Raw genomic sequence first — 22,025 nt, 5'->3', positions numbered from 1 at the left:
TATCTGTAGTGACGGGCTCAACAGAAAGGGCCTCGCATACCAGCTGCGAGGCCCTGCCAAGACTTTGATTGCTACTTAGAAGACGAATGCTCCCTGGAAGGTGATGTTCCTGGGCTTGGCCACTTCATAGGAGTCGAAGGTTCCGATCTGACTCGTGAACTGGCTGCCACTTGCAGAACTAATATTTCCACTGGGATTGAGGAATTGCGCGTGATTGAACAGGTTAGAGATCTGTGTGACGAAGTTGAACTTTACGCGCTCGGTGATGGGAGTACTTTTAATCAACGAAACGTGAGTCTGATATAGGTTTTGGCCCTCCAGGCTGTTCGGTAGCGCATTGCCGAAGTGTCCCTGTTGCGGAACTGCGAAGGCAGCCATATTGAACCAGTTTGTCTTCGATTTCCCTCCAGGGACATTGTTCGGATCACCGACCAGGTCCGGGAGACCACTCAAGGTATTTGTGTTGGAGGGATCGGAGCCGGAGAATGATGGCGAAAAGTAGATGCCTGACGCCAAGTAGGTCATTACGTTGGTCGACCAGCCGCCCACCACACGTTCCGTCAGGCCTCCGGCGCCGTTCAAATAATGGCGGCCGTGGCCGAAGGGAAGCGCATAGGTCAGCGTACCGGAGCTGTAGTGCCGGCGTGTCATGCCATCGTTCGCATAGCGAGACAGCAGGTTGTATGGATTCTCAGTGTTTAGATAGTTTGCCTGGCTGCTCGACAGGGAGTAGTTGGCGGAGAAGGTAAGCGAGCCGACACGGCGACGAACGTCGAACTGCAGACCGTTGTAGTTGGCGCTGCCGTTATAGCGGGTCATCGTCGCGGATACGAACTGAGGATATGGATTGCTCGATGCTGTGAAGGGTGTTGTGCCTGGCATCGGCTTGTTAATGTTCACAGAGTAGTTCTGTCCCGTACTTCTGGAGCCGACATACGATACGCGGAAGCCCGTGCTCTTCAGTTCGATCTCATAGGTCGCGCTGAACTGGTGGATGTGGCCGTGTTCGGTTTGGAGCGGGTAGCCAACGATGCTTTGGCTGGGAGCCACTGCCGTGCCCGGTGTTCGATGGATAGGGGTTAGGGAAGGAGAAGGCGCTTCCGTTCGGAGAGTTGTTGTAGACCTCACTGATTGAGAACGGCCCGGTTGATCCAAGCTGAGGGTTGATCGGAAGAAAGTTGTTGAAGGTGCCTGATGATCCCAGGCGCGAGATGTAAAGACCGTAGCCTCCACGGACGACGGAGTGGCTGGTCAATTGGTATGCCACGCCTATACGCGGAGCGACGTTGGTCTTGTCGACCAGAGCGCGCACACTGCCAGACTGGACCCTGATGGTATTGGGATAGAACGGACTCACCTTTGAAATTCCGGACGGATCGACGATGACGTTCCCCGTGGTTGGGTCAAAGTTGTACATCAGGTGGTCGGCGGCTGTTGGTGTGCCATAGATATCCCAGCGCAGGCCGTAGTCGATGTTCAGTTTTGGCGAAATCTTGAATGAATCCTGCGCGAAAAGACCGTACTCGTTCAACGTTTGTTCGCGGGCTCCTAGCGGGTTTGTGCGCTGGCTCTGCCGCGGAAGCCCAAGCAGAAAGTCGGCATAGGCCGATTCGGTCGTTGCAGTACCTGATTTAGAGATGGAACCGTCGAAGGTAAACGTACCGTAGTCGTTCACGAAGCCGTAAAAGTTGCTGAAGCGGACCGCTGAGCCTCCGAACTTCAGGACGTGACGTCCCTTCTGCCAGGTGAACGTGTCCACGAATGTGGTCATGTGATTGTTTGCTTTGGTGCCGCCAGCGACATTTGTGAGTGCTGTAAGTCCAGTAATGGAGATGCTGGGAAATCCCTGTCCGATGCTGTTGCCTGGGTTCGATCCCTGCAGGCCTGTGGTCGCCAGCACCTGGGCTCCGTCAGGAGGCGTTTGCCCGGCGTTGCTCTGTCCGTCCACCATGTAGTCGGTGGAGTAGCCGAAGCGGAACTCATTAATCATCTGCGGCGTGAAGAGGTGCGTGTCACCCGCAGCCCACTGCTGATGACGCCGGTTACGAGTCCACACCAGGATGGGGAGGCCATTGTTGAGGACGTAAGGTGTCTGACGCATCAGCCAGCGCACAAAAAAGGAGTTGTTCTTCGTCAACTGATGATCGATGCGGGCCAAGGGCCAGTCGCCGCGATAGAGGTCGCTGTTGAAGGGGAACTGGAAGGCATAGTTGTTGACGGCGCTTGTTGCGGGCCCAATGTTTGGGGCTGGAAGGTAGTTGTCCTGAAAGGCTTTGGCTACCGGGCTGATGCGCGAGGCCGGGATGGTGTTATTGGGGAAGGGCAGACCGGTCTGCGGATCGATGATGGGCGACGAAAAGACACCGGAGCGCCATGCCGCGGTGGGAACACTTGCACGCGTCTGGTAGCCGAGGGGAATCTTCTGCGCAAACCACTGACCGTAGAAGAAGGTGCGATCGCGCCAGATGTAGCCTCCGCCCTCGAGATTCCACTCGTGCTGCAGATAGGGAATCTTTTGGGTATCGAAGTAGCCGCGCGCATTGAAGACGGAGTCGTAGATGCGGTAGCTGGCACTGCCGTGGAATGTATTGCTGCCGCGCTTCGTCACCATGTTGATCTGCACAGGAACGGCGCTCTCGGCGGGAGCGTTGAAGAGCGAGGCCGAGACCTGTTCAAAGAAGTTGGCATTGTTGCTCTGGTTGCCCTGAAGATCGTTTGCAATACCGTCGAAGGTCTGCGACTGCTGCTGTTGTGTCTGACCATTCGCAATCGGAGATCCCGTGCCACCCTGCACGCCGGAGAGGGTTGTCAACATGGAGTATGTCGAGGGGTAGATCGTGACCTGAGGGGAGTCGTCGTGCTGCTTCGCTGTGAACAGGCCAGCGAGCGTGGACGATTCGGTCGAGATGACCGCAGCTCCCGCTGAGACGGTGACCTCTTCCGTCGTCGCGCCAAGTGCGAGTGATGGATTCACTCGGCGCACCTGGCCGCTGTCGAGGATGATGTTCTGCGCCACAAACTGTTTGAAGCCGGACGCATTACAACGCAGCTCGTAAGTTCCAGGCTTTAGTTCGCTGAGTTCGAAGTCGCCATTGTCGGTGGAGGTGGTGTCGCGTACTTTTTGGCCGGTCACCGGCTCGTAGAGCGAGATCTGAGCCTTGGCCACGACGCCGCCGGTCGCGTCCATAACGGTGCCACGCAAGGTTGCGTTCACAGTCTGCGACCTTCCTGAAGCGGTAAATCCCAACAGCAGGAGAGCCATCAGAAGACGCTGGAATATGGACCATCTGCCTGATGACCGGGGGATATCGCAAAGACGTGCGGGACCGTTGAGACAGAACATGGCATGACCTCTCGGAAGAAAAAACCTTTGTGACGTGTGGAGAGAGTATGCTTACGTTTTGCTTCTTAATCAATATCTTTTTAATTATTTGTTTATGTTTAATATTATTTTGCTGCTATTAATGAATCACGCCGGCGGTAAACGCTCTAAAAGAGTAGATATAGCAACTGTCACCGAGCTGGTTTAGGGAAGGGGAAAAGAGCTCAAAACCAGAAGTTGAACGGTCCGTCATGCAATTCTTCCGTCACTTCAGGACGGATGCCGATACGGTCATCGGACTGTTTCCATGCACAGGAACACGCTCGCCGCATTTGAGATCGGCCGTCCTGGTAATTGATTTTTTCGACGGATGCACAGACTCCCCATATCGTGATCTCTGATGTCAGTGGTTATGGCAGAGAGGCTCTAAAGAAGGACTTCAGTTCTATAACCCGACTTTCCAGATCATCGCGGTGGATTCCGATTGTCTGCGAAGTCTTAAAGTGTGACTATCGTTGCCATCCATGATGAATCGTCGAAGCTTTATGCTGAATGCCGCCGCAATGACCGTGATGTCCTCCGTGCCCTTGCGAGCGAAGAACATGCTACCCATCCGCATGGCGGTTGAGTACAACATGCTGCCCGAGAGCCTGTCGATCCTGCAACGTTTTCAGCTTGCCAAAGATTCCGGCTATGAGCAGATCGAGTGTCCCACAACACCCGATCATGCCGATGCGGAGGCAATGAAGGTCGCTTCGGAAAAGGTCGGACTACCGATTCACTCCGTCATGAATATGGATCACTGGAAGTATCCGTTTTCCTCTGCGGATCCTGCGGTGGTGGAGAAGAGCCTTGATGGCGCGCGTACTTCTATTCGAAATGCGCATCTCTGGGGAGCTTCGACGGTACTCCTGGTGCCGGGGGTGGTGAATCCCCAGACGTCGTATAAGGATGCGTACACACGCTCGCAAGCAAACATTCGCAAGCTGATCCCACTGGCCGAAGAGTTAAACGTAACGCTTGGGCTGGAAGAAGTCTGGAACAAGTTCCTGCTCAGTCCGCTGGAGTTTGCGCGTTATATCGACGAGTACAACTCGCCGCATATACGAGCGTACTTCGACGTGGGCAACGTCGTACTCTACGGCTACCCGCAGGACTGGATTCGCACGTTAGGAAAGCGCATTGTCAAGCTGCACATCAAGGATTTTTCGTTTCGGCGCGATAAGGCCAGCGGCACCTCTGTAGCTCGCTGGGTATCTCCCGGTGATGGCGACATCGACTGGACTGCCGTACATGCAGCGCTGGAAGAGATTGGCTATCAGGGAACGGCGACGCTCGAACTCAGTTCCGGGGACGCAGATTACCTGAAAGAGATGCGACGCCGCTTTGCTCTCATCCTGTCCGGTGAGATGCGTTCCAAGGCTTAGTGGTCGATCCTTACACTGCACTCCGATTTCAGTGGGCAGGAATCGTATGCTGTCACGCATAACGCAGACGCCGTATTGTTCGTTTGAAGGTGCTTGTCATGTATATGATGTCCGCCATGCAATTGATCAGTCGCTATCTTCTGCTGACGGCTAGTCTGGCGTCCGTGGTTGCCTGGGGGCAAACCCCAAGCTCTCCGCTACCGGAAGGTGCGCACCGCGAAACCGTCCAGCGCGCCTGCTCAAGCTGTCATGCCGTGCAGATGTTTAGTGGACGCAGGATGACCCGGCAACAGTGGGGAGCTACCGTGTCGGACATGATCGGGCGCGGAGCAAAGGTCACTGATGACGAGTTCGACGAGATCGTAGGCTATCTCGCAACGGCGTTCCCTCTCAATGGCGACACCAGCGCAGGCACAGCGGCGACGAAGCAAACGAAGGCTCCGCGCAAGCCCAGCCTGATCGATCAAGCGGGCTCCCAAGACAAGCAGATCGTCGATGAAGATGCCGCCGCGCTCGGCAGGACGGTCTATATTGCGCAGTGCATCACCTGCCACGGAACGCGCGCGCGCGGTGGCAGCCGGGGCGCCGACCTGGTGCGGTCGGTGCTGGTTCTGCACGATCGCTACGGCAGCACGATCGGACCGTACCTTGCGAAGGGACACCCCAGTACCAAGCCGGTAGATCTGACCAAGGATCAGGTTGTGAACTTGTCTCACTTTCTGCATCAGCAGATCGGCGATACGCTGCGCACGGGCCCATACAACAACGTGGGGAATATCCTGGTGGGCGACGCCAAGGCAGGCGAGCTCTACTTTGAAGGCGCTGGAGGCTGCACACGATGCCACTCTGCAACCGGCGACCTGGCACACATCGCCAGCAAGTATGATCCACCTGTGCTACAGCAGAAGTTCGTGTTCCCAGAGAACCGCGCGATCACCAAGCAGGGTACGGCTTCGCGTCAACATGGTGTAGCGACGGTTACTGTCACAACATCTTCAGGAACAACGGTGACCGGGGAGCCATTGAATATCGACGACTTCAATGTCTCTCTGCGAGACGCCACAGGCCGATATTTCAGCTTCAAGCGCAGCCCCGACCTCAAGGTAGAGAAGCACAATCCTTATGCCGGTCATGAGGCACTTCTCGAAACATACACCGACAAGGATATTCATGATGTCGTGTCGTACCTGGAGACCTTGCAATGAAGTTTCTTTCGGCCCTCTTTCTTGCCTTGTTCAGCGTTGCTTCCATGCATGCCGCGGGCCCGGGGCAGCAGACAGGCGCTGGTCTCGATCCAGCGACGCTACTACACCCGACAGCGGATTCCTGGCCGACCTACAACGGAGATTACTCCGGCCGACGTTTCAGCACGCTGAACCAGATCAACGATAAGAATGTGAAATCGCTGAGCCTTGCATGGCTATACCAGCTGCCGAATGCGGGCGAAGGAGTAGTCCGGCGGCTTGCCGGCACACCGGTAGTCGTGAATGGCGTTATCTACATCACGGTGCCGGACCACGTGTGGGCGATTGACGCGCGCACCAGCCGGACATTGTGGCATTACGAGTGGACATCCAAGGGCGGCATTCACCTTGGCAATCGCGGCGTTGGCATCTCGGGCAATTCTTTGTACTTCGAGACGCCGGACTGTAACCTGGTCGCGCTGAACGTAGCTGATGGCAAGAAGCTTTGGAGCCAGTCCATCTGCGACCTGGACCAGATGTATTACGCTTCGGTGGCTCCACTGGTGGTAAAAAATCATGTCATCACCGGTGTCAGCGGTGACGATCTGGATCGTCCTGGATTCCTCGAGGCGCACGATCCGGAGACTGGTGCACTGCAGTGGCGCTGGTCGGTTGTACCCAAGCCGGGCGAGCCGGGGTCTGAGACGTGGCCCGATGCCGATGCGATGGCGCATGGCGGCGGCATGACCTGGATCTCGCCCACCTACGATCCGGAGCTGAATCTTCTTTACATCGGCACAGGAAATCCGCAACCGGTGCTCGCCGCCAGTAGACGCAAGGGCGCTAATCTTTATACAGAGTCCATCGTGGCGCTCCATGCCGACACCGGGAAGATGGCCTGGTACTTTCAGCCGTCGCCGCATGACACCCACGACTGGGACGCAGTGCAGACACCGGTTCTGTTCGACGGCGAAATTGATGGCAAGCCGCACAAGTTGCTGGCACAGGCAAGTCGCAACGGTTGGTTCTTTGTGTTGGATCGCGAGACGGGGAAGAACTATGTCAGTTCGGAGTTTGTGAAGACGAACTGGACCAAGGGCCTGGATGCCAGGGGGCAGCCGATTCCTAACGCTGCCAAGGAGCCGCAGATTCCCGGAGTGTTGGTTGCGCCAGATGCCTCCGGCGGAGTGAACTGGGAGCCGCCGACGTTCAGTCCGGCAACGGGACTGTTCTACGTGAACGCCACGCACTCGTATTCGATGTTCTACATCTACGACGACAGCGACAAGCCGGAAGGCTGGGGTGGCCGTCAGACCGGCAACTGGTCTCAGGCGATGCTGCAGGCCCTAGATTACCGCACCGGAAAAATTAAGTGGAGCCACAAGTGGGAGACGCCGGGCAACAAAGGTGGGCTGCTCAGCACTGCTGGCAATCTTGTGTTTGCGGGCGATCCGAACAACAATCTTGTCGCACTCGATGCGACTACCGGCAAACCTCTATGGCACGTCAACCTAAGCACCGGCCTGTCCAATGGCCCGATCACTTATGAGCTTGACGGCCACCAGTACCTGCTTGTTGGCGCAGGCGACAAGTTGTTTGCCTTCGTCATGAACTAATCCTTAGCGGAAGCAGCGCGGAGTTCTGATTGAGAGCGTGTTAGTGAGAGTGCGATGAGTGCAAGCACGGGGCCGTAAAGCTCTACCTTGATCTCCAGGGAACGTAACTCACGCTGAGAATCGAGTGGCAGGGAGAGAATGGTCGCTGCTCCTCCTTCGACCTTCGTGCCCTTGCCTTTGAATGCGGGGCGATCGAGTATGCGGACTTTGGCTGTTCGCAGATCGACGCGCGTGGGAAGCGGAGCATCGTTGGTGAAGAGGTAGTCGTCGAAGAGATAGTCCTGCTCGATGGGCCACCATGTCTCGGGGTTGCGTAACGCCAGCGTCGCGGGTTCGCCGCTGGCGTAGTGCACGGTGACGGTGGCGTGCGTCATGCGGCTGGTCTGTGGGAAGGTGGAGCCGGTGAGAAGGAGATGCAGCGCGGTGGCGCTGCCCTCGAGCGAGAGCTGCAGCGAGGCGTCGTCCTGTTGCCAGAGCGAGAGGAAGCGGCAGTTGGGGGCGTCGTGCGCGGGAATGCGGAAGCGAAGCCCCTGCGGCGTGGTGAGTTCGCCGGGCAGGGAGCGCAGGCCGCTGTCGTCGATGACGGGCTGCGTGTCGAAGGCGGCCCAGGCGCCGATGCCCTGGCGTGGGATCGACAGCGAACAGAAGCTGGAGCGCGGAGAGTCGTAGTCACGCTGAAAGATCTGGCGGAGATGATGCTGAAGATGCGGCGTGAGGTCGAGCGGCTCGATGCGCTCTCCGGCAGTAAGAGCTAACGGAGCGGCGGAGAGCGGTGCAGCGGCGGCGGTGAAGGTGATGGGCAGCAGCCAGCGGCAGGAGCCGTGGTGCATGCGGGCGAAGATGGTGTGCACGCCGGGGGAGACGGCATGACCGTTGCGCAGGCAGTGCTGAGGATCGTGGATGGCGCTGAGGCTGATGCCTGCTGGAAGATGCAGCGGTGCATGCAGGGGGTAGCTCTGGTGCTGGGGGATGGCAGGTGCGGGGGCTCCCGCCCAGACGATTTCGACGGCAAGGCTGCGGCTGGCGGGGCAGACGATCTTGAGCGTGGGGGCTCCGATGGCGTCTTCGAGCCAGATTGCGGCGATGGGTTTTCCATCAAGATGCACACGTGGGGTTCCGGTGCGCGGCGCACGAAGCAGCAGGGTGACGGGAACGGATTCTTGAAGACGGCTGGTGAAGTGCAGTGTCTCCGTGGAGTTGCTGCGCTGCCATGCGAGATCGAAGTCGATGTGATGGAGCGAGGCGTGGCTCCAGTGCGATGGGAAGCCGGGGCGGAGGACGATGGTGTTCGAGAGCAGGTTGGGCTGGACGCCGAAGAGACCTTCGACGAAGGCGCGCGAGGAGATGCCGATGGGATCGCCGAAGTCGCGCTGCGCCTCCTGGCGATGGACGTCGAGCGGGGAGGTCATGTGGAAGTTGCCGGGTGAGAGTCCCTGGAAGAGGCTGTCCAGCAGATTGCCTTTGAAGATGCGGTAGGCGTTGTCTGCGTCGCCTGCCTGCCAGAGAGCGAGGGCGAAGTGCATGTTCTCGGCCAGCAGAAGTAGGTTGAGTGACCAGATGTACGGCAGCCAGTCGGAGCAGGCGAGTTGAAAGAGCTGCTCGGAGGGGACGTCTGCGCCGTGCACCGGAACATGGGGCAGAGTGTATAGACGCTCGGCGGCCATCTGCCATGCCTCGAGCGGCGTGACGGCCTCGGAGTCGATGGTGTGATAGACGGTCCACAGCGCGGGCGAGGTGTAGACGGTCTGCTGCGCGAGGATGTCCTTCGATTCTCCGATGGAGCCGGTGGGAGCGATCCAGAGAAGCGTGGTGAGCGCTCTGCGAATAAGAGTGGCCTCTGCTGCGTATGGCGCGGCATCTTCGCCGAGCAATGTCGCCAGATGCGCTGCGGCTTCGTGCGCGAAGAGGTTGTAGGCGGTGGAGTGGGCGACGCCTCCGCCGTTGTACTGCAGGTTGTCGCTGGCCCAGATGGCGGCGTAGGCCTCGTAGAGAGGAAGCTCGTCTCCGTTGTGCTGGTAGGCGCGGCGAAAGAGCCGCTGCTCCCATGCGAGGTGACGCTGCAGGGCGGGCCATGCCTCGCGAGCGAGGTTGCGGTCTCCGGTCCAGCGCAGATGACGAATCAGCGCGTCGAAGAAGACCAGGTTCATGTCGTAGTGGTTGTGCGAGAGGTCGCCCTGGCTGTGCAGCAGGTTTTCGGTGCGGGCCAGATGTGATCCGGGATCGGGATGGCCGGTCGCGACTGGGCCTGTGGTTGTGACTGGGGATATGTTCTGGCGGGCGAGCCAGTGGCGGCTGTGGCGCTGGAAGCGCTCGTGCCATCCGAGTGAGCTGAGGCAGTAGGGGCCGCGCCAGCCGGCGAGCGGAACACGCCACGCAACGGCGCCGTGCATGACGCAGCCTGCGGCCTCGTCCCATAGAGCGTCGGAGGCGGTGGAGAGCGCGGAGGCCGCGGCGTCGATGAAGGCGTCGGGTGTGCTGGCCTGGAGACGGTGCGCGGTCTCGGCCAGCGTGGCGATGCGCGTCGCGGCTTCGGTCTGGAGCTGGTTCTGCGCGAGTGCCTGCAGTGGAGTAAGAGGTGCGGTGGAGTGGGGGACATCTACGCGAAAGAGATGAAGATGCAGCGGCTGATCGGGGACTGTCGAGGCGAGCAGGATGGGGAGCTTCGGCGTTGTCTCGGTAGCGCTGCGCCACAGTGTTTCAGGAGGCGTGTTCCAGTTCGTGGCGTCGGCGATGCGTGTCTGCGTGCCAGGAGGCAGGGAGAGATCGAGCGTTGCGGCGTGGGCCTGGACGCGAACGGCGACGGGTGACACGGGCGACGGCGCGGAGACGGTGTAGATGTTGCCGGTGCACTCTTCGGGGCGAAGCTGGAAGAACTGCGCGACTGGCTCGGATTCGCAGCCGATGTCGCCGCCGCGCTTTCCTCTGCGTCCGCTGACGCCTCCGAAGGCGCAGAGAAGGCGCGCTTCAGGGGGAAGCTGCGTGGGTGTGACGATCAGCTGGAGTCCTGAGCCATTGCCGACGGTGAAGCTCTGCACCTCGATGGAGCCGCCGTGGAGGTGCGGGTCGGCGATGCGGTAGTGCATGAGGCCGTCGCGGTAGGTGGCGACGATCTCTTCGGCCTGGTGCAGCCAGAAGGAAGTCTCGCCGATGGATACGGCGAGGCGCAGGTTGCCGCCGTGTCCCGGCAGGTAGAGAGAGAACTCGGGGCGGTCGCCTGCGTCGACGCGGAAGGCGATGTTGGCGCCGTAGAGCGGGCGGTTGAAGAACTCGGAACCATTGCGGATGACAAAGCCGCGATTGACCGGCTGGTAGCGCAGGGGGAGAGCGGTGTTTCCGTGCAACAGGGGCCGCACGTCGCCCAGAATCTCCTCCGGAGAAGCCGCTGCGGACTGCGGCCTGGCTGCCTGCGAGAGGAGCAGGCGATTAGAGGAGAGTGCTGCTGCCGCTGCGCTGTGTAGAAGGAACTGCCGACGGCTCCAGTGCGGATCAGGACTCATTGAATCATTGACTCCTACGACGGCTGCTTCACGACTCGCTCGATCGTGCGCTTGTCGACGGTGTTGAGAGAGAGGTCGACGAGATCGCGGCTGCGGCCCAGCTGGAAGTCTTTCACGGAGCGGAGGTCGAAGACGACGGGGCTTCCGGTGCGCGGGGTTTTGATGCGGAAGAAGTCGACGTCCTCGACGTCGTTGAGCCAGAAGGCGGGGCGCTGATCGGGATGCTCGCTGGCGATCTCGATGTTGGAGAATTCAAGGTTGCGTGCGTGGCGGATGAAGAAGCCGTGGGCGGGAAGCGCGCCGAACATGCCGGAGGAGGGATAGGAGTTTTCCTTCTCCGCGGGGACCAGCGCTGCGGTCTCGGAGGTGCCGCCGCCGATGTGGTGCAGATAGAGATTGTGGAGCTGGATGTCTTCGATGTTGTAGCCCGGGATGCCGCTGATGGTAGAGGCGACGCGTGAGGCGCAGTTGGTACTGACCACATCGCTGATAAGAACGCGGCGCAGCACGCCGACCGGTCTTCCGGCAGGAGCGCGCAGGCGGCTGCCGAGGCGCAGCAAAAGGACGGAGTTGGCGCACTCGTTCATCGCGATGCCAGTGAAGGTGATGTTCTCGACGATAGCTCCGTCGACGCTTTCGAGCGCGAAGCCTGCGCACTGGTCGAAGACGCAGTTGGAGATGGTGATGTTCCTGAAGCCGCCGGCGGATTCGGTGCCGAGCTTGATGCGTCCGGTGGGCGCGCCGTGTTCGCCGGGAGCGAAGTGCTGATAGCTGCCGTCGAGCATGGCTCCGAGCTTGTAGTTGCCGGTGACGTAGCAGTTGGAGATGGTGACGTTCTCGGTGGTGCGGGCGTAGCCGAGCGCGAAGGAGCTCTTGGGGCAGATGCCGTCGTCCCAGGGCGAGTTGACGATGCAGTTGGTGATGCGCACGTTGTGGCAGCAGTCGACGTCGATGCCGTCGCGCATGGTGTCGATCTTTAGATTGTCGATGGTGAGATTGTCGACGCCGGTGGCGAGGACGCCGAAGTGTCCGCCGCGCAGGATGGAGATGTCGCGCAGCACGACGTTGTGGCAGTTTTTGAGTGCAATGGCCTTGTTGCCGACGCCGGGCAGCTCGGCAAGGGGCGGCTCTTTTTTGCGGCCGACGGAGAGGCCTTTGCCATCGATGAGTCCGGTGCCGAGGATGGCGATGTTGCTGAGACCTTCGCCCCATATGAGCGAGTTGTGCCAGTGCGAATGGCCGAAGTCCTGATACTGTTCCCACGGATTTGGCTCTGCGGCGTCGTAGCCTCCGGTGGTGGTGCCCTGGTCGGGCACGCTGGCGGCCAGGAGCGTTGCGCCGGGCTCGAGAAAGAGAGCGATGTTGCTCTTGAGGCGGATGGAGTAGCTGGCGTAGGTGCCTGCAGGGAAGCGGATGGTTCCTCCACCGGCGCTGGCGGCGGCTTCGATGGCGCGATTGATGGCGGGCGAATCGATGGTGGTGCCGTTGCCGGTGGCGCCGAAGCGGCGGACGTCGAAGGTCTCGGCGGGATGGCCGTGGAGAGGGGCGGAGGCCGCGCCGTAGGCGCTGGCGGGAGTGAGACCGGCAGCGGCGGCGCTGAAGGCACTCAGGCGGAGGATCTCTCGGCGGCTCGAACTCAAAGGGGTATCTCCAGGGCTACTTCAAAGAAGGTAAAGAGAGTGACTTCAGGTAGAAAAAGAGGCGACCGTCCGAGGAGTGAGGCGGTCGCCTTTCGAGTGTTAGAAGCGGATGTGTGCGGAGATCTGAAGGACGCGAGGATTGTTGGCCTGCGCGCTGATCTGGCCGAATGCGGTGGAGGTGGGAGTCACGTTCGGCGAGCTGAACTGTGCACGGTTGAGGGTGTTGAAGGCCTCCAGACGAAGCTCGCCGGTGAAGGTGTCACGGATCTTCATCTGGCGGGCGACGGAGGTGTCGAGGTTGTTGGTCCTGTCGGAGCGATATTTCGAGAAGGTGGAGGGGAAGGTGCGGACGTTGGTCTGCAGCGTGACGCCGTTGACCGAGACCGAGGGCTGGTCGGCGGCGACGCGGTCGAACTTCGTCGTGTCGAAGGCTGTGACGTTTGGTGTTGTCTGGCGGGGATTCCAGCCGAGGTCGCCGCCGTAAGAGATGAGATTGCCCCATGTAATGGGAGCGCCGGACTGCAGAGTGTAGACGCCGCTGACGGCCCAGCCTCCGAGGAGAGCATGCGCGATGTGTCCGGTGAAGCTGTCGCCTCCTGTCACAGAGAACGGCAGGGTGTAGACGGTCGCGAGGCTCAGCTTGTTGGTGTAGTCAAAGCTGGAGACGCGGCGCTCGTACTTGACGTCAGCATCGTTGAGCCGCGTGACCTGCTCGATGTTCTTGGACCAGGTGTAGTTCACGATGGCCGAGAGGCCGTGCGAGAGACGGTGCTGTACGCGGGCATTCAGGCTGTTGTAGTTCTGGCTGCCGTTGTTCACGTTCTGCAGGGTGAGACCGTTGATCGGATACTGCGGATACGCGGTCAGCAGCTGGCCTCGGGCGATGGTGGCTCCGTTGAGCGTGGTTCCCGGCAGCAGGCCTCTGAAGGGATTGCTGACTGTCTGCGTGAGCAGGGAGACGACGTTGGCATCGCGCACCGGGCTCTTGCTGAGGTACTGCAGCGGAATCGGGTTCATGTACTGGCTGCTGACCTGCAGCTTGAGGTAGTGCGCGCCGATGTAGGCGAGCTGGAAGACGGTGTTGGGATCAAGCTGCTGCTGCACTGAGAGCGCCCAGCGCTCGGAGTAGCCGTTGCGCTGATTCTGGTTATAGGTGCCGACAGCGAGTCCCTGGTTGGTGGCTGCTCCGCCTGCTGCGCCCCTGGCCTGGATGAGGCCGTTGGGGAAGGGGTTGTCGAGCGTGGACGCCGTGGTGGCATAGTTGTCGTTGGTGGAGACGTAGGGCGTGTTCTGACTGAAGCCCGCGCTGTTGGGTGTGGCCATGTTCTGGATGGGGAAGACGAAGATGGAGAAGCCACCCGAGATGGTTGTGTTGCCGTGGTACATGTCCGGCGTCCATGCGAAGCCGAGGCGCGGGCTGAAGGTATAGGAGTTGGTGTTGTAGAGCTGGCGACGCGCGTCGCTGGCGTAGACGACACCACCCGGAACCTGGAACTGTCCGGCGGGAATCTGCGGAATCGGGCTGGCGTTGTAGTTGCCGACGGCGGCGGCGGTGAGCGGGGTGGTCAGAGTGGGATCGAATCTGGCGATCGCACGGTTGTCGCGCTCGCGCATCGGGAAGTCGTGATCGAAGCGAAGGCCGGCGTTCAGGGTGAAGGTGGGCGTGATGCGCCAGTCATCCTGCACAAAGCCGGCGACGTAACGGGTCCAGGTTGCGGTGAAGACGTTGCGATCGATGCCGCCCGAGGTGGGCAGGCCGAGCTCGAAGGCAGCGAGGTCCTGACCGAAGGGCGCGGCTGCCGAGGTGCTGGACGCCTGCGTGAAGTTCGAGCCGAAGACGAACTGCCCGGTGGGATAGCCGTAGGAGGTGTTGTAGACGCGGTACTCGCGAGCGTCGGCACCGAACTTCAGAGCGTGGTTGCCGATGATCTTGGTGACCGAAGCGAAGATGTGGAAGCTGTCGTTCCAGTTCGCATTGGGCGTGTTGTTGGGGGTGAAGAGGCAGGCGTAGGTGGTGACCGAGCTGCCGGTCTTGTTGCAGGCCGAGGTGGCACTGAAGGCCATGCTGGGGACCTGCAGGATGTTTGCGCCGTCGGAGAGTGAGGACGGGAAGTTCAGCGTGGAGGGATCGGTTCCCTGGCTGGGACCGGAGGTGAGGGCGGCGTAGCGGGTCCAGTTGAAGCGGAGATTGCCGACGGTGGTGGCGTTGAAGGTGTGCACGTCGTCGACGACGGCTCCCCAGTTGGTGCGGGACAGTTGGGCGCCGGTGGCGGCGTTGCCGAAGTAGTTCGACGTGGACTGCAGGCGGCTGTTGTGGCGGATGTCGAAGAAGAGCTTGTTGCGCGTGCCGATGTTGAAGTCCATGCGGCCGAATTGGTTGTCGTAGGTGTCGGTGCTGGCGAAGTTATTGAAGTAGTTGTTGAGCGTTAGGGCGTTGGCGCCTGCGACGTTCGGAGCGGGGTAGTACTTCAGCGCGGCGGCAGCGATGGGGTTGACGGAGGGCAGCCTGTTTCCGGCGAAGGGCGTGCGGACGACGGCTCCGTTGACGGTGCGTGCGGTGGAGGGATCGTAGATGGTGTACTGCGATCCTCCGGCGGTGAGCAGATCGGAGAAGTCGCCGGTGCGTTCAGCCATGGTCGGCACGTGAAGATAGCCGCTGGAAGGCTGCGAGTCGCGGATGCCCTCGTAACCGAACTGGAAGAAGACCTTATCGCGGCCGTCGAAGACCTTGGGGATTCGTACCGGGCCGCCGAAGGAGAGGCCGTACTGGTTGTAGTGCGTGTTGGGCTTAGGTGTGCCGGTGCGGTTGCTGAAGTAGTTGTTGGCGGTCAGCGCGGCGGTCTGGTTGTACTCGTAGGCTGAGCCGTGGAAGGCGTTGGTGCCACCCTTGGTGACCTGGTTCACGATGCCGCCGCCGGAGTGACCGTAGGCTGCGTCGACCTGGAAGGCGTAGACCTTAACTTCCTGCACGACGTCCTGCGGAGGGCTGTAGGCGACCTTGAGCTGGCTGTCGGTGTCGGGCGAGCCGTCGAGCAGAGTTTCGGTGGTCTGGTTCTTTGCACCGGCGATGGTGATGGAGGCGGCTCCGCCGTTATCGAAGGGGCGAACCTGCTGCTGCGGCTGGGTGCTGGAGACACCGAGCGCCAGCTGCGCGAGCACGACAGGGGTGCGTCCGTTCTGCGGCAGGTCCTGGACCTCTTTGGTGCCGATGCTGGTGCCGATGGCGGCGTTGGTGGTGTCGACCATGGCGGCGTCGGAGTTGACGACGATCTCGGTGGAGACGTCGCCCGCGGTGAGGTGGATGTCGATCTGGGGGTGAGCCCCGGCGTTAATGGTGATGCCCTGGCGGACGTAGGGCTGGAAGCCCTTGGATTCGACGCGGACCTCGTAGGAGCCGGGGGCCAGCGAGGGGGCGCTGTAGGCTCCGGCGTCGTTGGTCGTGAGCTTCGAGACAGCTCCGGTCTGGGTCTCACGAACGGTGACAACGGCCTGCGGAATGATGGCGCCGGACGTATCGGTGACTGTGCCGCTGATGGTGCCGCGGAACTCCTGGGCTAGAAGAAGGCGATGACCAAGCGCGGTCAGCGTCAGCAGCATGACAAGAAATCGGAGGAGATGCCGGGTACAAAACGCTGAAGACATGTGTGCGTTGAGGAGCACAACTTTCGACTCAGATGATGCTTGCATTCAAGAAGACCTCAAGAGAATTTGCAGGCCGTCGACTGCGTGAGTTGCTTGTACTTTTTGATGGTCAAGTGGTCTGACCAGGAAACGTATCAAACACCTGTTTCAATCCTCAAGCTATATGGAGGGATGGTCGCAGGGCGGTAGCTGCTAAGCGGAAATAAACTTCCATAGATAAGAAAAATAATTCCCGAATGAAATTAGTCCTGATAGGAAACAGTTGTCAAGGCCAGGAAACAAGGATTTGGAAGGAGTAAGCCGAGGCATCTGCCGAAATTAGATGAGATGGCTGCTCCGGGATTTCAATCCGCCATGGCCTATGGATCTGTGTCCCAACGGCGTCCCATGACGAGGTAGTGGATGGACCTCTAACAATTGGGCATAGTCAGCGCTAACGTTGCTCGGGCAGCGCGAATAGTCGATCGAGGTCGACATTTATTTTATTCCTGAAATTGTTTTTCTATTGACAGTTGCAAGGAGGCGTTCTTAGGATTTGTGCGCTATTGGAATGATCTATCTATAGAAACTTTATTTGCGAGGGACGGCCTAAATGTATTTCAGGGATCTGCGTGTGTTTTTCTGTTCTTTGTTGTGTCTATGCGTAGTGCTCATTGCTTCGGATCTTCAAGGACAGATTGCAGGCCAGGGGGCCATCTCCGGAACCGTGACGGACAATTCAGGAGCGGCGATTGCCGGTGCGACTGTGACGGCGATGGAGAACAGCACGCACGTCTCAACCGTGCGCAAGACAACAGGCACGGGGTATTACGTTATCTCGCCACTGACGCCCGGGCAGTACACGATCGTAATCAACGTTCAGGGCTTTCAGGGTTATAAGCAAGAGAACATCACGGTAAATGCGCTGCAGACGGTTGGGCTCAATCCCCAGCTTGTGGTCGGCAGCGTGACGGACATGGTTACAGTTTCGACGGCGCCCCCTGCGTTACAAACCACCAATGCCACCCTGGGGGCCGTGATGGAGAACAAGACCTACTCCGAGCTGCCGATTCAAATGACCAGCGGAACGCCGCGCGATCCGACGGCATTCACCAGCCTGATGCCTGGTGTTCAAAGTGGAGGACGATCGGGCATCTTCAACGGTGTGGGATCGGGCAACTCCAATGAGATGTATGTCGAGGGCGTTCCCCAAACCACGGTTGATTCGCAGGGAGACAATCGAAAGCTGAACCAGAACTTGTCGATCGAAGCCGTCGATCAGTTCCAGGTGCAGACCAGCGGCTCTTCGGCGCAGTATCAGGGCATTGGCGTAGAGAATTTCTCCATCAAGCAAGGCACCAACCAGTTTCACGGCAATGCGTACGCGTTCTTCCGGAATACGCTCTTCGACAGCTGGGGTTACTTTCAGCCATGGGCTCCGGTTGTGCGGGCCGATGGTACGAGCGCGTTGCCAACGAAGAAGAACCCGGAGCACCAGAATGAACTCTCCCTGTCTATAGGGGGACCGATCAAGAAGAACAAACTCTTCTTCTTTGTGAATTACGATCGCTATCATTACACGGGTGTTGCGAACCCATCGCTGCAGACCATTCCTACCAACGATGCCCGGAATGGTGACTTTTCAGCCTACAGTGCTGCCACCGGATACAACATCTACGATCCTTCTACGGCAGCGTCCTGCACCGCTGCAAGCGGCGGGGTTCCATGTGTCTATCAATTCATGGGGCAGAAGAATGGCATAGCGACGCGCAATGTGATTCCTGCGTCGAGAATCTCTTCGATTGCCCAGGCGATGGAGAAGAATCTTCCCCCGGTCTCGAACTCGGCTCTGACGAACAACTACCTCTATGGTCGTCCGGTTGGAAATAACGTATGGGGATTTACGGGGCGCCTGGACTACACGATCAGCGATAAGCAACAGATCTCGCTGATCTCGACCTCGGGCGATAAAACGTTCGTCCCCTGCGATTATGGCTCGACTTCGGTTCTGCCGCATCCTTACACCAACTGCACGCATGTGGATGAGCGGACGACGACCGATATCTTCAAGCACACATATACATTCACACCACACGCAGTCAACCAGTTTCGCTATGGGTACACGCGTTTTGCGACGCCGATTCAGAATCTGACCGATGGAACGGACGACACGGCCGCCAATCTGGGGATCGGCAATCTCCCGGCAGGACAGGCTTCCACGACGTTTCCGGGGGCGACCTTCTCCGGAGGAGTGGATAATCCGACAGGCTTCTCCGCGCCAACAGGACAGCATGAGGCCGTCAACACCTACACGGTTGGCGACGAGTTTCAGTGGATCCGTGGGCGTCATTCGATTACGTTTGGCGGCACGTTTCAGTGGCTGCAATTCAATCAGTCGTCCGCAGATAGTGCTTCAAAGCCTCTCACCTTTACGTACACGAATTACTCGACTGCGGGCTTTACAAACGGCAATATCAATGTGAAGAGCGGCCTGGCCTTTGCCAGCTTCCTGATGGGAGCCGTGGACTCAACGTCCTTATATATTCAGAACTTCTCTACGCTGGGCGCCAGGTATAAAGCGTTTTCACCGTATCTGCAGGACGATTTCAAGGTTACGAAAAATCTCACGCTTAATCTTGGTCTGCGTTGGGACCTCTACACGCCGTTCACAGAGAGCGAGAACCGCTGGTCCGGGTTCAACCCCACGCTGGCGAATCCTGCGACGGGTTCGCCAGGAGCAATTTTCTACTATGGGCATGGGGATGGAACCTGTAACTGCAAGACGACTGTGAACACCTGGTACAAGAACCTGGGCCCACGGTTGGGTTTTGCGTACCAGGCCAGTTCGAAAGACGTCATCCGCGGAGCGTTCTCGATCATGTATACCCACAGTGGCGGTGTCGGTGGATCAAGCGCAGGAAACTATAACGGAACAGGCCAGGTTGGCCTGACCATCAGTCCTGCCTTCTCTTCCTCGAATCAGGGCGAGCAGCCAGCTTTCTTCCTGAATCCTGCATTGGGGAATACCAGTTTGCCCGCGTATTCGACGACGATCAATCAGTCGGCGAGCGCCAACGCCGGAAGCTATATCGCCGGTAACGGAGCGGCTGTCGTCGCAAGTTCGGCGAGCTACGCAGATCCATATCTCTCGGGTCGTCCGCCATATGCGGTCAGCTGGAACTTTGGCCTGCAACATCTGCTGACGAAATCGCTGACGTTGAGTGTCGATTACGCTGGCAATCAGGGCCATTTCCTGATTGCGGGTTTGCGCGGCCACTACAACAATCAACTTGCACCGCAGTACCAGGCACTCGGCTCTCTTTTGAAGCAATTGCCGAACAATGTCGATAAAGCGACCGGCAAGACCTATTTGCAAGAGGCCCAGGCAATTCTGCCGGGGATCGGTCTTCCGTATCCCAACTATGGAGGGCCGACTGCAAATCTTGGTCAGATGTTGAAGCCATTTCCGCAGTATTCGGCCGTGACCGATACCTATGGTGATGTTGGAAACAGCAGCTACAACGCACTGCAGATCTCTCTGGCACAACGCGAGTGGCATGGGCTGAGCTTTACGCTGAACTACACATTTGCGAAGACGATTGATGATATCTCCGGTTCTCGCAGCGGTTACGCGATCCCATCCAATGTGATCGATGGGGGGCGTGGGACCGTTGAAGCCAACAGAATTGATCGCTCCGTCAGTTCGAACAATGTTCCAAATAACCTGCACATCTTCGGCGTGTACTCCTTGCCTTTTGGGCAGCGGGATCAACCTGGCGGTCAGCATTTTATTGTGCGTGCCCTGACAGGCGGATGGAAGCTCTCGTTTATCTTCTCGAAGACATCGGGCGCTCCGCTGACCATCAGTGGTGTGAACTGCCAGACTCCGGGAAGCTGCTACCCCAGCTATAACCCGGCATTCACCGGCCCCGTGCGTGTCAACGGGAGTATCGGCAAGGGGCTGACGGCGACAACCGTCAACAATGTTTCTTATATCGATCCGAACGCGTTCATCGCGACACCCGGCAATGGGGGGTATAACTTTGGCAATGCCGACAGAAATGCGCCCTATCACCTTTACAACATTGGGAGCTATGACCTGGATGCAGGGCTAAAGCGAGAGTTTCCCATCTGGGAGAATCTGAAATTTACGTTTCAGGCCGATGCATTCAATGTAACGAACCATACTCAGTTTGGAGGACTGGGGACATCCTTATCTAACCTGAGCGCGTTCGGCAAGGTTACCAAGCAAAATAACAGCGCTCGCGACTGGCAGTTTGCTGGCAAGTTCAACTTCTAATCACACTGGTTGAGCTGCTGGGATATTGGGATAGAGCGACAGGGAAGCGAGGCTGCCTTCGGTGGAATCGAGTTGCCGGGGCATCCTTCGCTTCACGGTTGCGCAAGCTCGGAGTGGAGTCTCTTCCTCCTGAGCGTACTCAGCACTTCCGTTACAAGAGCAAATAAGAGACACGGTTTACAGCCAGAGGTGGTGTGGCTTGCAGCTAGTACGCTGGGTAACATCCTGATCCGTGCGTAGCTTAGTTGACCGTCGGTTTGACGGTCGAGTCTGTATTCATTACTCGTAGCGCAGAGCCTCCATGGGGTCGATTCTCGATGCTCTTTTTGCGGGGAAGTATCCGGACATCGAGGCGACCAGGAGCAGAAGCACTACGGCCACGGTGAGGCTCAGCGGATCGGTGCCTTTGATTCCGAAGACCATGTTTGCCACGAGACGGTCTCCCGCGACAGCCACGGGGATACCGATGGCGATACCGATAACCACCATGAGCAGAATTTCGCGCATGACCAGCCAGCTTACGTTCGATCTGGCGGCGCCCAAGGCCATGCGGATTCCGATCTCATTGGTGCGGCGGCTGACCAGATAGGACATGAGGCCGTAGATGCCGATGGCGGAGAGGAAGACAGCGAGCAGGCCAAAGAAGGCCGAGAGCTGCGCGAGCAGACGCTGGTTCGTCATCGAACGCGAGACCTGCTCATCGAGTGTGGTGACGTGCGAGATGCGCACATTATGGTTGATCGACTTGATCGCCTGCTGGACTGAGGAGGAAACGTCGCTGAAATCGCCGTTGTAACGGACCTCGAAGTCTCCGAAGGTCCATGGTTGCTGGACGTAGGAGAGATAGTTGACGTTCTCGGTCCGCTCCTGCAGACTCTCGAATTTTGCGTCTTTGACGATGCCGATGATTTCGTACTCATTCTCCGGATCGTTGTTTTTGATGTGGATATGGCGGCCGATGGGATTGCCGGGAGGGATGAGCGTCTTTGCGATGTTCTCACTGATGACGGCTACACGTTGCGAAGTTGCGGTATCGGTGGCGGAAAAGGTGCGTCCTGCGATGAGCGGGATCTGCATGGTCTTGAAGTAGCCGTTGCCGACGATATTATGATGCACCGTAACGTTTTCATTGTTGGGCATTCCGGGGACAAGAAAGGAAGAGCTCCAACTGCCCTCGCGAAAGGTGAAGGCGGAGAAGCTAGCGGCCTTGACGTTGGGCAGCGCACCGACACGAGTTTCAATCTGTTGGTAGAGAGCATTGAGGCGAGGATCCGCGTCTTTGTAGCCGAGGGCATCGGCTTGGGGAGCCGCTGAAGAGAGCATAAGGAAGGCCGCGAAAAAGCACTAACCTCGGCAGCGTCTAGATGGCAGAGAAGATTACGTGCGCGCCGAGACGATGTATCGCCAGGCGCGCAAAG

Annotated in this window: 10 protein-coding genes; 4 read left to right on the top strand and 6 right to left on the bottom strand. The window is 58.9% G+C overall.

The window, feature by feature from the left end; genetic code table 11:
• Positions 1-75: 75 nt before the first annotated feature.
• Both PW789_RS11280 and PW789_RS11275 read right to left on the bottom strand, forming a co-directional pair.
• Positions 76-1,050 carry a hypothetical protein gene (locus PW789_RS11280; RefSeq protein ID WP_299376024.1) on the bottom strand — a complete coding sequence of 325 codons (975 nt, stop codon included), beginning with the start codon at positions 1,048-1,050 and terminating at the stop codon, positions 76-78.
• The gene (locus PW789_RS11275; protein WP_299376021.1) at positions 971-3,214 is read right to left on the bottom strand and encodes a carboxypeptidase-like regulatory domain-containing protein; all 2,244 of its coding nucleotides are present in this window, start codon (positions 3,212-3,214) and stop codon (positions 971-973) included. The genes PW789_RS11280 and PW789_RS11275 overlap by 80 nt, the downstream gene beginning before the upstream one ends.
• A 632-nt stretch (positions 3,215-3,846) precedes the next feature.
• On the opposite strand from PW789_RS11275, the gene PW789_RS11270 reads away from it, so the two are divergent.
• From PW789_RS11270 to PW789_RS11260, 3 genes are all read left to right on the top strand, one after another.
• Entirely contained in the window at positions 3,847-4,749 is a 903-nt protein-coding gene (locus tag PW789_RS11270; protein WP_299376018.1) for a sugar phosphate isomerase/epimerase, read from the top strand.
• Positions 4,750-4,865: 116 nt separating this feature from the next.
• Entirely contained in the window at positions 4,866-5,954 is a 1,089-nt protein-coding gene (locus PW789_RS11265; RefSeq protein WP_299376015.1) for a cytochrome C, read from the top strand.
• Positions 5,951-7,549, top strand: a complete 1,599-nt coding sequence (locus PW789_RS11260) for an acido-empty-quinoprotein group A (RefSeq protein WP_299376011.1) — start codon at positions 5,951-5,953, stop codon at positions 7,547-7,549. Before PW789_RS11265 ends, PW789_RS11260 begins: the two co-directional genes overlap by 4 nt.
• Here the strand turns inward: PW789_RS11260 and PW789_RS11255 are convergent.
• From PW789_RS11255 to PW789_RS11245, 3 genes are all read right to left on the bottom strand, one after another.
• Positions 7,546-11,046 (bottom strand): DUF4450 domain-containing protein, encoded by a 3,501-nt coding sequence (locus PW789_RS11255; RefSeq protein ID WP_299376007.1) that lies wholly within the window; start codon positions 11,044-11,046, stop codon positions 7,546-7,548. The two genes, PW789_RS11260 and PW789_RS11255, sit on opposite strands and share 4 nt — an antisense overlap.
• A gap of 14 nt (positions 11,047-11,060) precedes the next feature.
• The gene (locus tag PW789_RS11250) at positions 11,061-12,686 is read right to left on the bottom strand and encodes a glycoside hydrolase family 28 protein (protein WP_299376004.1); all 1,626 of its coding nucleotides are present in this window, start codon (positions 12,684-12,686) and stop codon (positions 11,061-11,063) included.
• Positions 12,687-12,785: 99 nt separating this feature from the next.
• The gene (locus PW789_RS11245; RefSeq protein WP_299376001.1) at positions 12,786-16,283 is read right to left on the bottom strand and encodes a carboxypeptidase regulatory-like domain-containing protein; all 3,498 of its coding nucleotides are present in this window, start codon (positions 16,281-16,283) and stop codon (positions 12,786-12,788) included.
• A 691-nt stretch (positions 16,284-16,974) separates the two neighbouring features.
• On the opposite strand from PW789_RS11245, the gene PW789_RS11240 reads away from it, so the two are divergent.
• A complete protein-coding gene (locus tag PW789_RS11240) occupies positions 16,975-20,607 on the top strand; it encodes a carboxypeptidase-like regulatory domain-containing protein (RefSeq protein ID WP_299375998.1) in 3,633 nt (1,210 codons plus the stop codon).
• 279 nt (positions 20,608-20,886) lie between these two features.
• Here the strand turns inward: PW789_RS11240 and PW789_RS11235 are convergent, their stop codons facing one another.
• On the bottom strand, positions 20,887-21,930 hold the full coding sequence (locus tag PW789_RS11235) for an FtsX-like permease family protein (protein ID WP_299375995.1): 1,044 nt from the start codon (positions 21,928-21,930) through the stop codon (positions 20,887-20,889).
• Between the last annotated feature and the right edge of the window lie 95 nt (positions 21,931-22,025).

The organism is Edaphobacter sp. (genome assembly GCF_028283685.1).
Lineage (GTDB): Bacteria > Acidobacteriota > Terriglobia > Terriglobales > Acidobacteriaceae > Edaphobacter.
The sequence above is the reverse complement of the archived record's forward strand: the minus strand, read 5'-3'. Positions and strand labels throughout refer to the sequence as shown.

Excerpts from the sequence above, each read along its gene's own strand:
- PW789_RS11270 (WP_299376018.1), top strand. The coding sequence starts at position 3,847 with ATGATGAATCGTCGAAGCTTTATGCTGAATGCCGCCGCAATGACCGTG.
- PW789_RS11265 (WP_299376015.1), top strand. The coding sequence starts at position 4,866 with ATGCAATTGATCAGTCGCTATCTTCTGCTGACGGCTAGTCTGGCGTCC.
- PW789_RS11260 (WP_299376011.1), top strand. The coding sequence starts at position 5,951 with ATGAAGTTTCTTTCGGCCCTCTTTCTTGCCTTGTTCAGCGTTGCTTCC.
- PW789_RS11255 (WP_299376007.1), bottom strand. The coding sequence starts at position 11,046 with ATGAGTCCTGATCCGCACTGGAGCCGTCGGCAGTTCCTTCTACACAGC.
- PW789_RS11245 (WP_299376001.1), bottom strand. The coding sequence starts at position 16,283 with ATGCTGCTGACGCTGACCGCGCTTGGTCATCGCCTTCTTCTAGCCCAG.
- PW789_RS11235 (WP_299375995.1), bottom strand. The coding sequence starts at position 21,930 with ATGCTCTCTTCAGCGGCTCCCCAAGCCGATGCCCTCGGCTACAAAGAC.